General features: G+C 70.3%; 12 protein-coding genes. 4 read left to right on the plus strand and 8 right to left on the minus strand.

Annotation, left to right across the window (positions count from 1 at the left end; genetic code table 11):
- Nucleotides 1-308 precede the first annotated feature (308 nt).
- The gene (locus VMJ70_05975; protein ID HTO90661.1) at nucleotides 309-1,667 is read left to right on the plus strand and encodes an insulinase family protein; all 1,359 of its coding nucleotides are present in this window, start codon (nucleotides 309-311) and stop codon (nucleotides 1,665-1,667) included.
- A gap of 11 nt (nucleotides 1,668-1,678) precedes the next feature.
- Here VMJ70_05975 and VMJ70_05980 read toward each other — a convergent pair whose 3' ends face one another.
- The gene (locus VMJ70_05980; GenBank protein ID HTO90662.1) at nucleotides 1,679-1,975 is read right to left on the minus strand and encodes a 4a-hydroxytetrahydrobiopterin dehydratase; all 297 of its coding nucleotides are present in this window, start codon (nucleotides 1,973-1,975) and stop codon (nucleotides 1,679-1,681) included.
- 59 nt (nucleotides 1,976-2,034) lie between these two features.
- Here VMJ70_05980 and udk point away from each other — a divergent pair, with 59 nt between their 5' ends.
- Entirely contained in the window at nucleotides 2,035-2,697 is a 663-nt protein-coding gene (gene udk / locus VMJ70_05985; GenBank protein ID HTO90663.1) for a uridine kinase, read from the plus strand.
- Between the two features lie 7 nt (nucleotides 2,698-2,704).
- On the opposite strand, the gene VMJ70_05990 is transcribed toward udk, so the two are convergent.
- From VMJ70_05990 to VMJ70_06020, 7 genes are read right to left on the minus strand one after another with little or no spacing between them, the layout of a single operon-like run.
- Nucleotides 2,705-3,484 carry a hypothetical protein gene (locus tag VMJ70_05990; GenBank protein HTO90664.1) on the minus strand — a complete coding sequence of 260 codons (780 nt, stop codon included), beginning with the start codon at nucleotides 3,482-3,484 and terminating at the stop codon, nucleotides 2,705-2,707.
- A gap of 36 nt (nucleotides 3,485-3,520) precedes the next feature.
- The gene (locus VMJ70_05995; protein ID HTO90665.1) at nucleotides 3,521-5,032 is read right to left on the minus strand and encodes an NADH-quinone oxidoreductase subunit C; all 1,512 of its coding nucleotides are present in this window, start codon (nucleotides 5,030-5,032) and stop codon (nucleotides 3,521-3,523) included.
- The gene (locus VMJ70_06000; protein HTO90666.1) at nucleotides 5,029-6,471 is read right to left on the minus strand and encodes a proton-conducting transporter membrane subunit; all 1,443 of its coding nucleotides are present in this window, start codon (nucleotides 6,469-6,471) and stop codon (nucleotides 5,029-5,031) included. The genes VMJ70_05995 and VMJ70_06000 overlap by 4 nt, the downstream gene beginning before the upstream one ends.
- Complete coding sequence (locus VMJ70_06005; GenBank protein ID HTO90667.1) at nucleotides 6,471-7,112, minus strand: hypothetical protein; 642 nt, start codon at nucleotides 7,110-7,112, stop codon at nucleotides 6,471-6,473. The genes VMJ70_06000 and VMJ70_06005 overlap by 1 nt, the downstream gene beginning before the upstream one ends.
- A gap of 2 nt (nucleotides 7,113-7,114) precedes the next feature.
- On the minus strand, nucleotides 7,115-8,026 hold the full coding sequence (locus VMJ70_06010) for an NADH-quinone oxidoreductase subunit H (GenBank protein HTO90668.1): 912 nt from the start codon (nucleotides 8,024-8,026) through the stop codon (nucleotides 7,115-7,117).
- Complete coding sequence (locus VMJ70_06015) at nucleotides 8,023-9,996, minus strand: proton-conducting transporter membrane subunit (GenBank protein ID HTO90669.1); 1,974 nt, start codon at nucleotides 9,994-9,996, stop codon at nucleotides 8,023-8,025. The genes VMJ70_06010 and VMJ70_06015 overlap by 4 nt, the downstream gene beginning before the upstream one ends.
- Nucleotides 9,993-10,688, minus strand: coding sequence for a PTS sugar transporter subunit IIA (locus tag VMJ70_06020; GenBank protein ID HTO90670.1), 696 nt, complete (start codon nucleotides 10,686-10,688; stop codon nucleotides 9,993-9,995). Before VMJ70_06020 ends, VMJ70_06015 begins: the two co-directional genes overlap by 4 nt.
- Nucleotides 10,689-10,858: 170 nt before the next feature.
- On the opposite strand from VMJ70_06020, the gene VMJ70_06025 reads away from it, so the two are divergent.
- Nucleotides 10,859-11,524 (plus strand): thymidine kinase, encoded by a 666-nt coding sequence (locus VMJ70_06025; protein ID HTO90671.1) that lies wholly within the window; start codon nucleotides 10,859-10,861, stop codon nucleotides 11,522-11,524.
- Nucleotides 11,457-12,314, plus strand: an 858-nt coding sequence (locus tag VMJ70_06030; GenBank protein HTO90672.1) for a BMP family ABC transporter substrate-binding protein, incomplete at its 3' end; no start/stop codon positions are given. The genes VMJ70_06025 and VMJ70_06030, both read left to right, overlap by 68 nt.

Here is a 12,314-nt window from a genome sequence, read left to right on the forward strand (position 1 = left end):
GCGACCACCGCGCTCGAAGATTCGGCGCCCAACGCACGATCTACCGCCTCGCGCACCAGCTGGCGCACTTTCGATTCGTCGGGAGAGGGCATGGGGTGTGGAGTCTAGCCGGAGGATCCCACCCCCGCCAGAGGCGGATGCGGAGCGGACCCAGCGCCAGCCGATCCCGCTAGTGCGGTGGTGGCAACAGGATGGGTTGGGGCAGAATGGGGGCGAGAAGCGACCCGCTGGCGACATGCAGGGTCAGCCCCTGCACGTCCTGCACCATCACCAATCTTCGGAGCATGACCTGGGACATGGGAGCTCGAGTGACTCTGCGACTCGCAGGAACCTGGATCGCCGCCCTATTCGCGCCGCTGCTCGCGGCCGCGCCAGTGGGCGCCGCGGTCTCGATCCTTCCCGACAGCACGGTCCAGGACGTCTGGCGGCTGGACAACGGCCTCAAGGTGGTCGTGCACCACATCTCCACCACTCATCACGTCGCGATGACGCTGGTCTGGCCGACCGGTAGCGACGCCGATCCGCCCGGACAGACCGGACACGCCGCCTTGCTCGCCGAGCTGGAGTTCACCGGCGCGGCCGGCGACATCCCCGAGCGGACTCGAGCCGAGATGGCGACCATCCGGCCAGCGGGCTGGGCGGCGGCCTGCAGCCCACGCGCCACCCAGCTCACCGAGATCGCGACCCTCCTCCAGTTTCCTGGCGCGCTCCATCAGTTCGCGACGCGCCTGAGGGGGGTGACGGTTTCGGACGCTTCGCTCACACGTGCCATCGCCTCGCTGCGATCCGATCTCGACGCGCGGCGCCGGCCGACCAGCAACGTCGAGCTGTACGGAGCGGTGCGCGACCTCGCGCGCGGCTCCTGGAACCCGGACGACGCCGACGCCGGCCTGCGCGCCCTCGCGAGGGTGAGACCCGCCCAGCTCCAGGCGGAACTGGCCCGCACCTTCACTCCGGCGCGCGCGGTGCTCAGCCTGGCTGGCAATCTCTCCGGCATCAATCTGCACTCGCTCATCCAGAACGAGTTCGGCGGCATTCCGGCCGGTGCGAAAGTCGCCGATCCGCCGGTCGCGAAGCTCTCCCCGGCGAGCCGCACGATTCCGCGCAAGGGGTTGCAGCAGCCTGCCGGCGTGGTGGGCGTCCTCGCGCCGGCGCTCGATGACACGCTCCAGCCATCGTTCTACTTCGCCACCTTGATGTTCGCGACCTCGCTGCCGAAGGAATGGGGGTCGCCCACCGCACCACTCACTTCACGGTTCCAGTTCTCGCTGTTCGACGATCCCGAGATGGTGCGGTTCTATCCCCCGCCCGACACCAGCAGCGGCGGCGGAAGCGACGCCGGTCTCGAGAATCGGGTCGACACCGCGGCCCGCAATCTCGCCGCGATGATCATTCCGCCCGACGCCGATGCCGCGGTGATTCGCGCGACCTCGTGGCTGCTGGGCGGCTCGATGCCGCCCGAAATTCTCGGGCGAGCGGCTCGGGATCCATCGGTGCTTGCCACCGTCGCGCTGAACCAGGGGGTGCGAGAGCTATGGGGAGGTGAACCGTTCTGGTCGGAGTACCGGCGCCGGTTCATGACCTACGGCCACGCGTACGACTACTGGCTCGACTGGCTGCTCAATCGCAACCACCGCGTGGAGCTCGTGCTGACTCCCGCCAAGTAGGCCGAGGACCGCTAGCGACTCGCCAGCGCCTCCATTCTCGTCGCCAGCTCGACGTCGCGCGTACTGATTCCCTTGAGGTCGTGCGTCACGAGGTCCACCGTCACGGTGTGGTACACGTTCGACCACTCGGGATGGTGGTCCATCTGCTGCGCGACGAGCGCGGCGGAAGACATGAAGCCCCACGCTTCGATGAAGTCCGCGAACTGGTAGCGGCGGTGGAGCTTTCCGCCTTCCACGCTCCAACCGGGAATGGTTTTCAACGCCGAGGCGATTTCCGAATCCGACAGCTTCAGGCGTGGGCTCGTCATCTCGATCCTCCTCGCTGCGGGCTTTGACCCGTGTTTCGAGCGGGTGCTACGGTCGCCGTGTGTTGACCGGACGGCGCATTCTGATCGGCATTGCCGGCGGCTCGGGATCCGGAAAGACCCTGGTCGCGCGCACCATCGTCCGCGAGCTGGGCTCCGATCGCGTGGTCATCATCGATCAGGACTCCTACTACCGGAACCTCGAAGACATCCCACTGCGCGATCGCGACGCGCGCAACTTCGATCATCCCGACGCGTTCGACCAGGATCTGCTGCGCCGTCATGTCCGCGAGCTGCTGGCCGGGCGCTCGATCGCCCAGCCCGTCTACGACTATAACGAGCATCGGCGGCTCGCGGAGACCCGGAACGTCGGCGAGCACGACGTGATCGTGCTCGAGGGCATCCTGATCTTCACCGACGCCGAGCTGCTCGCGCTCATGGACATCAAGCTTTACATCGACGCCGACCCCGACGTGCGCTTCATCCGCCGCCTGCGGCGCGACCTGGTGGAGCGCGGCCGCTCGGTGGACAGCATCATCCGCCAGTACGAGGAGAGCGTGCGGCCCATGCATCTGCAGTTCGTCGAGCCGTCGAAGCGCCACGCCGACGTGATCATTCCCGAGGGCGGGCACAACCAGGTGGCGATCGCGGTGATGAAGGGCATGATCCGCGAATTGCTGCGCGAGCGAGGAACCGACGTGACGCCCCGCGTGCCGGCCCTCTAGGCTTCTTCTAGGCGCGATCCCGCGAGCCGTTCTCGAGCCGCCCCAGCAGCCGGAGCAGTCCGTCGAGCAGCGTGATCGGGTGAGGCGGGCACCCCGGCACCCACAGGTCCACCGGCAGATCCGCCGGCACACCCTTGCCAACTTCCGGACTCCCGGCGAACGGACCACCCGAAATCGCGCAGGCCCCGACCGCGATCACCAGCCGCGGATCCGGAACGGCGTCGATGCTCTTGCGCAGCGCGAGCTCCATGTTGGCGTTGACCGCCCCGGTGATCACGACGCCGTCGGCGTGACGGGGGGAGGCGACGAACTGGACTCCGAAGCGCTGCAGGTCGAAGACCACGTTGCCGAGCGCCACCAGTTCGGCCTCGCACCCGCCGCAGCTGCCCGCCACCACCGAGCGCAGGCGGAGCGAACGGCCGAACAACCGGCGCGTCGCGCCCTGGAGCGCGCGCACCGCGGCGGGCTCGCCCCCCGGCGTGATCAGGTCCTCGCGACGCGTGGCCGCCATGCGCGGGTCGCGCGTGTAGCGGATCGCGCCCTGGGGACACGCGGACGCCTCCTCGGGACTGAACAGACACCCGCCGAGGTCGAGATTCGCGCCCTTGGAGGACTGCACGACCAGCCGCGAGGGCGACATCGCTCCGCATCGCGCGAGGCCGTTCTCGCACCGTGAGGCGTCCAGCTCCGGCCGACCGCGGAAGCGCTCGGGAAATTCCGCGGGACGCCGGGGAAATGCCGTGGTCGCCGGGCCGCGCAGCAGGTTGGCGAGGATCATCTTCAGCATCGGCGGGGCTCCCGGGCGCGACGCGCGCCGTGACGTCTAGAGATCATGGCCCGCGTAGGACAGATTGAAACTCTTGTTGCACAGTGGAAAATCCGAGATCGCATTCCCGGGCAGCGCGACCGCGAGCGCGCTCCAGTTGTGGAACGAGGGGTCCTTCACCTTCCAGCGGCGGACTCCGCCGCGCGAGTCGCTCACCGCGACGTGCACGATCTCTCCGCGCCAGCCCTCCACCATCGCCACCGCCAGCTCGTCCGGCACCAGCAGTGTCTCCGCCTCGGCGCGCGTCGCACCCCTCGGCAGCGCGCCGAGCTGCTCGATCAGAAACTCGAGCGAGCGCTCGACCTCCAGGCGGCGCACCATCGCGCGGGCCGCCACGTCGCCCGACGGCGCGGTCGCGACCGGGATGTGCGCGAATCGGAAGAGGCCCCAGGGATGGTCGAGGCGAACGTCGCGCGCCATCCCGCACGCGCGCGCCGCCGGTCCCACGCACCCGAGCTCGACGCAGTTCCGGAGCGGCAGGATCCCGGTGCCCTCGAACCGTCCCTGCACGGAGCCGTTGTCGAACAGCATGTCGGCGGCCCGAAGGAATTCCGCGCGCAGCGCGCCGAGCCGCGCGCGCGCCTCGGCCGCCATTTCGGGAGGTACGTCGAAGCCCACGCCACCGGGACGGATCAGGCCGCGACCGAACCGGTTCCCCGACAGGGTCATGAGCAGGTTGAGCGCTTCGCCGCGCAATCGGCCGAAGATGGCGGCACCCGGAGCGAACGCGACGTCTCCGGCCAGCGCCCCAAGGTCCCCGAGATGATTGGCAATCCGCTCCAGCTCGAGCGCGCAGCCCCGGATGGCCTGGCCGCGGGGCGACTTGCGGCTGCGCGCCAGCGCCTCGAGCGCGCCGCAATAGGCCTCGGCGTGCCCGATCACGGTGTCCCCCGCGATCGATTCGGCGACCAGCAGCGCGCCCGTGCGCTCGCGAGACTCGAGCAGGCGCTCCACGCCGCGATGCTGATACCCGAGCACGATCTCGAGGAACAGCACCTCCTCGCCGTGCGCCTGGAAGCGGAAGTGCCCGGGCTCGATCACTCCCGCGTGAACCGGTCCGACCGCCACCTCGTGCAGCTCGGCGCCCTGCGCGCGGAAGAACGGATAGGCCTCGCGGTCGGCGGGCGCCGCGCGGCGGTCGGCCACCATGTGGTCAGGCGGGTGGCGGCGCACCGGCTTGAGCCAGGGATGCCCCTCGGGCGTCACGCCGCACTGCTCGGCGATCTCGCGCTCGAAGAGATGGACCTGCGGGCATTCCGGCGTCAGCGACGGGAACCCATCCGCGACCCGCGCACTGGTGGCGCCGAGCTCGCCGCGCTCGTCATGGGCGAGAATCGCGACCAGGCGGGTCTCCGATCCGGTCTCGGGCATCCCGAAGAACGCGGCCGGACGCCAGCCGTCGGCGACCGCCGCAATGACGGTCTCGCGGAACGATGCGATCGGCTCGAGCGGAACCGCCGACCACGGCACGCTGCGCCGGTTGCGAAGCCCGAGCTGGTCGAATCTCACGGCGCGGCCCCTCCGATCGCCCGAGCGGCCGCGTCGAACGCGCCGCGCAGCGCGGGCGGCAGGTAAGACCCCAGCAGCGCCGCTCCCGCGAGCAGCACCAGGGGCGGCAGGGTGAGCCAACGATCCTCGGGCCCGCGCTCGCTCACCACCTCGGCCGCCGGCCGGCCCAGCACCATCCCGAAGATCGCGGCCGCCATCGAGGCGAAGATCGCCGCCTGGAGCGCCAGCACGGCGACCGCCACCCCCAACCGGCCGGTCCGGATCGCTCCGGAGAGCAACGCGATCTCGCCCAGGAACGTCCCGAACGGCGGCGATCCGGAGACTGCGAACAGTCCCACCGCCAGCAGGACGGCGGTGAGCGGGAGCACTCGTCCCACGCCGCTCACCTCGGCGGTCCGCTTCGACCCGTATCGGATGAAGATGCTCCCCGTGCTCATGAACAACGCCGCCTTGGCCAGCGACCCGCACCACATCAGGAACAGCGCCCCCCACGCCGCGGTCCCCGACAGCCCCGCCCCCAGCGCCAGGATCCCCACCTGCTCGACGCTCGAGTAGGCCAGCATGCGCTTGTATTTCAGCTGTCCGAGCAGGAACACCGCAGCCACCGCCACCGACAGCAGCCCGAAGCCGATCAACAGCGTGCGCGCGAATTCCGGGTGCGCCGAGGCGTTGACGACCTGCAACGCGCGCAGGATCGCCAGGAAGGCGAGATTGAGGAGCGCTCCCGAAAGCAGCGCGGAAATCGGCGAGGGCGCCTCGCCGTGCGCGTCGGGCAGCCAGGTGTGCATCGGAGCCAGGCCCATCTTGGTGCCGAAACCGACCAGCAGGAGCACGAACGCGGCGCGGAGCCATACCGGATGGAACCGCGGCGCCTCGGCCACCAGATCCTCGAGCACCAGTGCCGCCCCGCCCCCGCGGGTGGCTGCCAGCTGCGCGGTGGCCAGGAAGAACGTGCCGAGCAGCGCGATCGCGATGCCGACGGAGCACACCAGCAGATATTTCCATACCGCGTCGAGCGAATGCCGGTCGCGCGGGTCGTAGATGAGGGGAGCGGTGGTGAGGGTCGTGGCTTCCATGCCCACCCACAGCAGCCCGAAGTGGTGGGTGAGCGAGACCATCGAGGCCGACGCCAGAAAGGCGAGCAGCGCGCTCACGAACGCGCGCCCGCCGCGCGGATCCTCGCGTCGAAGGTAGCCCACGGCGTAGAACGCCACCGCCACGAACACCACGCTCACCAGCGTCAGCACCAGGCCTCCGAGCGGCTCGAACCTGAGCCAGCCGATCGCCGAGGTCGCGGGCGGTGAACCCCAGGCCCACGCGACCATCGCCAGGTGCAGCAGCGCGGCACCCACCAGCCAGCGCGACCGGCGCGCCGGCGCGTCGAAGTAGGCCGCCACCGCGCCCAGGATTGGCACCAGCACCAGCGCGCCGAGCCGCATCAGTCCCGCGGCTCGGCGAATCGTCGCGAGTCGAGAGTCTCGAGCTCGCGGCTGATCTGGAACACGACCAGTCCCATGATGAAGACGCCGACGAAGACGTCGAGTAGCACACCCATCTCGACGAGCAGCGGCATGCCGTTGGCCAGCGTGAGCCCGTACAGGAAGATGCCGTTCTCGAGCATGAGGTAGCCGATCACCTGCGACAGCGCTTTGCGCCGCGTGGTGAGCACGATCAGACCGATCATCAGCACCGCCAGCGAGACTGGGACCAGCAGCGGCAGCGTGGGATCGGGCATCGCGGGCAGACGGGTGGCGAGCGCGAACGCGATCGCGGTCGCGGCCAGCCCGACCAGCACCGACGCGCCGTATCCGATCACCGGCTCCAGCTCCCGCCGCACCGCCGATTCGCGGATCGCCCACAGCAGCACGCGCGGCAGCACGACTGCCTTGATGACCAGGGTGCCAGCCACGATCAGGACGATATGCGCCGAGATGCCGGGCGCGATCCAGATCGGCAGCAGCCCGAGCAGCACGCCCTGCGCGGCCATGATCCGGATGCATGCGCTCAGCCGATCCGTGCCCAGGACCGCGAAGCACGAGAGCAGCACCATCAGCAGCAGGACCTCACCGGGCTGACTCACGGCTATCGCACCCGGAGCAACACGCCGAGCACCGAGAGCGCGGAGGCGGCCAGAAGCAACTGCGGAACCCGCGCCAGGCGCAGCCGTGCCATGAGCGATTCCACGACGCCCACCACCACCGCCAGCGCCAGCAGGCCGGCCGCCAGCACGCCGATCGAGGTCACGGGCGTCAAACCCGAGCGCGGAACCAGCGCGCCCAGCACCAGCACGCCGAACAGCGCGAACTTGAGCGCACTCCCGTAGAGCATCATCGCCAGGTCGGGACCGCCGTGATCGAGCACGATGACTTCGTGGATCATGGTGAGTTCGAGATGCGTGGCCGGATCGTCCACCGGCACGCGCCCGGCTTCGGCGAGCAGGACGATGAACAGGCTCACCGCCACCATCACCAGCGTCGCCGACGACTGCGCCCAGGCCTGCGCGAGCGGCGCGCCCAGCATTCCGGTGAGCGACGGCGTGCCGGTCGTGAGCGCGAGGGCGGCGAGCCCGAGCAGCAGGGCGGGCTCGGTCAGGCTCGCGAACGCCAGCTCGCGGCTGGCGCCCATCCCCTCGAAGCTCGAGCCGGTGTCGAGGCCACCCAGCACGAGCGCGAAGCGGCCGAGCGCGAACAGCGCCGCGAACGCCACCAGATCGCCCGGGAAGGCGAGCAGCGCGCGACGGCCATCGAGCGGCAGCAGCAGGCCCGCGACCACCGCCGTGGCGGGAATGGCGATCGGCGCCGCGCGAAACACCCACGTGGTCGTAGCGCTGGTGACCGAGCCCTTGCCGAGCAGCCGCGCGATATCGAGGTAGGGCTGGAACAGCGGCGCGCCGCGGCGGCCGGTCAACGCGGCAACGGTCCTGGCCGCGACGCCCGGCAGCGCCGGCGCGATCCCGAGGACCAGCGCGAGCGCCACCAGCGAGCTGGCGCTCACGGTCCCACCCGCACCGGCAGGAACAACAACGCCAGCACGATCAGCAGCGCCAGGACCATGTAGCCGAGATGCGTGGTGACGTGCGGCTCCTGGAGCGCTCTCAACCGGGCCAGCAAACCCGAGACTCGCGCGTTCAGGGGCCGGTACAGGTCGGTCATGGCGCGGTCGAGCGTCTGCGAATTCCAGGACGCCGACGCGGGCCACGGACCCGCGATCCCGCTCCAGCGCACGCGAGTGCGCAGCAGCGGAGCGAGCTGGCGCGCGAGCGGCTCGGAGAGCGAGGAGCCGGAGTACTGCATGCTCGGCCCCGGCATCGAGTAGCCGCAGTCCCAGGTCACGGTTCGGCGCGCCGTCCGCCCGGCGGCGAGCGCCCGGCGCGCCAGCGCGAACGCGAGGCCGATCACGAGCGTGAGTCCAGCCAGCGTCGAGAGCGGACCGACCAGTCGGGCGACCAGGCGGGCCCCGCCGGCCGGCGCGAGCCCGGCGACGGCCCCGGACAGCGCCCCCACCAGGGGTCCAGGGAAGCAACCGGCGAGCAAGCTCAGCGCCGCCAGCACCAGCATCGGCAGCGTCATCGATCGGCGGAGCGCGGGTACCGAGGCCGCGGCCGCGCTGCGCGGCAGCCCGAGCCAGCCGATTCCGATCAATCGTGCGGAACCCGCCAGCGCGAGCGCCGCGGAAAGGGCCACCACGGCGATGGCCAGGACCAGCCCCGCGCGCGCGTACCCCTGCAGAACGATCGCGCCGGTGAAGAGCGTGCTCACGATCAGCCATTCCGAGACGAAGCCGCCGAAGGGCGGCAGGCCGGCCAGCCCCGCGCCGCCGGCCGACACCATGGCGCCCGCGAACGGCAGCCGGCGCGCGAGGCCCCCCCAGCTCTCGAGATCGCGCGTGCCGATCACCTGCGCCGCGGCCCCGATGCCGAGGAAGAGGAGCGATTTGAAGATCGCGTGATTCCACAGGTGGAACAACGCGGCGGTCCAGGCAAGCGCGGCGAGTTGCGGATGCCCCAAGGCCTCGGCCAGGCGGGCGCATCCGATCGCCAGCGTGACGAGGCCGGCGTTCTCGACCGTGGAGTAGGCGAGGACGCGCTTCACGTCGCGCTGCACCAGCGAGTGCGCGATCGCGCCCACCGCGCCCGCTGCGCCGAGCGCGATCAGGATCGCCGCCGTCACCGCGGTCGCGGGCCCGAGGATCGGCAGGAATCGGGCGAGCCCGTAGAAGCCCATCGTGATCATCACCCCCGACATCAGCGCCGATACGTGGCCGGGAGCGGCGGAGTGCGCGTCGGGCAGCCAAATGTGGAACGGCACGATGCCGGCCTTGGTGCCGAAACCGACCAGCGCCAGCGCGAACAGCATCCCCGCGGGCGCCGCCGCGCGTGCACCTCCCCCCATCGCCCATGGGGTCGTGCCCGGGAGCGCCACGAACAGGAGCAGAAGCGCCGCGGTGGCAACGTGGGCGGCGACCAGATAGAGCATCCCGGCGCGGCGCACGACGAGCGACTCGTGCTCGGAAACGACCAGGGCCCAGGAGGCCAGCGTCATACCCTCCCAGCCGAAGAGGAACAACAGCGCGTTCGCGGATCCGAGCACAAGCGCCATGCTGGCGAGCAGCAGGTTGTACGCCGCGAAGCGCGGGCCCGGCGGGTGGGTCGCGGCGTGCGGCGCGAGGTACGCCGCCCCGTAGATCGCGGCCAGCCCGCCCACCAGGCACACCGGGGCGAGGAACGCCGCGGCCAGCGGATCGAGCGCGAGCGAGAGCGCGCCGAACGGCACCGGCCACGCGGCATTCAGTCTCGCGGTCGTACCGGACGCGAGGGCGCGAATCGCGGCCGCCAGGCCGAACAGGCCCCCGGCCACCGCGGAGCCGATGCCGATCGCGCCCGACACGCGCGGTGAGCGTGCAAACGCGAGCCCGATCGCCGCACCCCCAGCCCACAACGCCAGGGCGGCGATCAGCAGGCTCAAGGCCGGGACCTGGTGCCGGCCGGCGCGGCCGCCTCGAGCTCCCGGATCCGCGCGAGGATCCGGGGCGCGGTAGCCCGCGCCTCGAGGAGCGACTTCAGCTCCGCGTCGTGGAGAAGGAATCCGAGCTGGGCCAGGATCCGCAGGTGCCCGGGCACCGTCGGGCTGATCACGGTGAAGAGCGCGTGGACCGGACGACCGTCCACCGCCTCGAACTCGATCGGGTGGCGGAGCAGGCACAGCGTGACTCGTGGCTCAGCGACCTTGAGCAGGATCGGGTTGCGCACGTGGGGGATCGCGATCCCGTCGCCGATACCGGTCGAGCCCATCGCCTCGCGCGCCTCGATCACCGCGCTCAAGAACTCCCGGTCCACCTCCGGCGGCAGCGGCAGGCGTCGAACCATCTCGCGCAACACCGAGGAGCGATCGCGGCCCTCGACATCGTGGTGGACGCCGCCCGCCTCGAGCATCGCCGACAGCGGCGGGACCGCCTCGGGGCTCCTGCGCTCCTGCTCGAGCAACCGCTTCGAAACCGGAACGCCGTTCTCGGTGGCCCACTCCCACAGCTCGATCGCGTTCAGGTGCATGCGCTCGTTGACGACGTGCACCGGGAGCCCGCGCTGCTTGATCCAGCGACGCAGTGTGCCTTCGTCGACGTCGAGGTATTCGGTGGCCTGCCGGAGGGTAAGCTGCATGGCGATTCGCGCCACCACACCGGCCGAGACTCGCGCGCGTCATGCAGCGGGCGAGGGGAACGCTCGAGCGCGGCGATGAGCGCGCTGCGCAGCGTAATGCAGGGTCCGCGAGTGGGTCAACGTCGCGAGCGTTGACACTGGCCGCGACGCTCCCGTAGCGTCGCTCGCCCATGGCTGAGCCCACTCCCCTCGCTCCCGGCGCCGGCTCGATCGAAGTGATCGTCGGCAGCATGTACAGCGGAAAAACCGAAGAGCTGATCCGGCGGTTGCGGCGCGCCCAGATCGCGCGCCAGCGCGTCGAGATCTTCAAACCGGCGATCGACGATCGCTACGCCCGCGACGCCATCGTCTCGCACAGCGAGCTGCGCATTCCCTCGCGCTCGATCCGCACTGCCCGCGACGTGCTGCGGCACGCGCACGAGGCCCAGGTGATCGGCATCGACGAGGGCCAGTTCCTGGGGCCCGAGCTGGTGCCGGTGTGCGAGCGGCTTGCCCGAGCGGGCAAGCGCGTGATCGTGGCCGGGCTCGACCAGGATTATCGCGGCCGCCCGTTCGAGCCCATGCCTCAACTGCTCGCGATCGCCGAGTACATTACCAAGACGCTGGCGATCTGCGTGGTCTGCGGCGCGCCGGCCAACCGCACCTATCGCAAGGTCAAGCGCGGCGGCCGCGTGGTAGTGGGCGGCGCCGATCTCTACGAGGCGCGCTGCCGTCGCTGTTTCGAGCTGGGCGACCGCGCCCGACCGCTTCCAACCCCGGGAGAAACGCATGCTCCGCTCCGTGCCTCGCGTCGCCGGCATCGTGCTGGCGCTCGCGCTCGTCGCCGGCTGCGCTAAGAAAGCCGAATCGCCCTCGAATGGCTCGCCGGCCGCCGGCGCCGGGCCGAAATTCAAGGTCGGCCTGGTGTTCGACCTCGGCGGACGCGGCGACAAGTCATTCAACGACGCGGCCTATGCGGGACTCGAGCGCGCGCGCCAGGAGCTGGGCATCGAGTACCAGACCCTCGAGACCAGCGAGGGCGCCGATCGCGAATCGCAGATGCGCCAGCTCGCGGCCGGCGGATCACAGCTGGTGTTCGGCGTCGGATTCCTGTTCTCCGACGACATCAAGGCGCTCGCGCAGGAATTTCCGAAAGTCCATTTCGCGTGCGTGGACTACACGGTGAAGGAGGGCGAATCGCTGCCGCCCAACCTGGTGGCGCTCAAGTTCAAGGAGGAAGAAGGCTCGTTCCTGGTAGGAGCGCTGGCGGCGCTGATCTCGAAGTCGACGACGCTAGGGTTCGTCGGCGGCATGGAGATTCCGCTGATCAAGAAATTCGAGGCCGGATACAAGGCCGGCGTGAAGGCGGTGCGCCCCGACGACAAGGTGATCGTGAAGTACGCGGGCACCACCGGCACCGCGTTCAAGGATCCCACCAAGGGTAAAGAGCTGGCTCTCGCCGAATACCACCAGGGCGCCGACATCATCTATCACGCCTCGGGCTCGACCGGACTCGGCGTGTTCGAGGCCGGACGCGAGCTGAAGAAGCTCGCGATCGGCGTGGATTCCGACCAGTACGACTCGGCGCCCGGCGTGGTGCTGACCTCGATGGTGAAGCACGTCGAGAACGCGGTGTTCGACTGCATC

The organism is Candidatus Sulfotelmatobacter sp. (assembly GCA_035498555.1).
Classification (GTDB): Bacteria; Eisenbacteria; RBG-16-71-46; order RBG-16-71-46; family RBG-16-71-46; genus DATKAB01.

What these genes read in the sequence shown, in the direction of transcription:
- VMJ70_06000 (HTO90666.1), bottom strand. Translation starts at nt 6,471, where the DNA reads ATGCGGCTCGGCGCGCTGGTGCTGGTGCCAATCCTGGGCGCGGTGGCG.
- VMJ70_05980 (HTO90662.1), bottom strand. Translation starts at nt 1,975, where the DNA reads ATGACGAGCCCACGCCTGAAGCTGTCGGATTCGGAAATCGCCTCGGCG.
- VMJ70_06020 (HTO90670.1), bottom strand. Translation starts at nt 10,688, where the DNA reads ATGCAGCTTACCCTCCGGCAGGCCACCGAATACCTCGACGTCGACGAA.
- VMJ70_06025 (HTO90671.1), top strand. Translation starts at nt 10,859, where the DNA reads ATGGCTGAGCCCACTCCCCTCGCTCCCGGCGCCGGCTCGATCGAAGTG.
- VMJ70_05990 (HTO90664.1), bottom strand. Translation starts at nt 3,484, where the DNA reads ATGCTGAAGATGATCCTCGCCAACCTGCTGCGCGGCCCGGCGACCACG.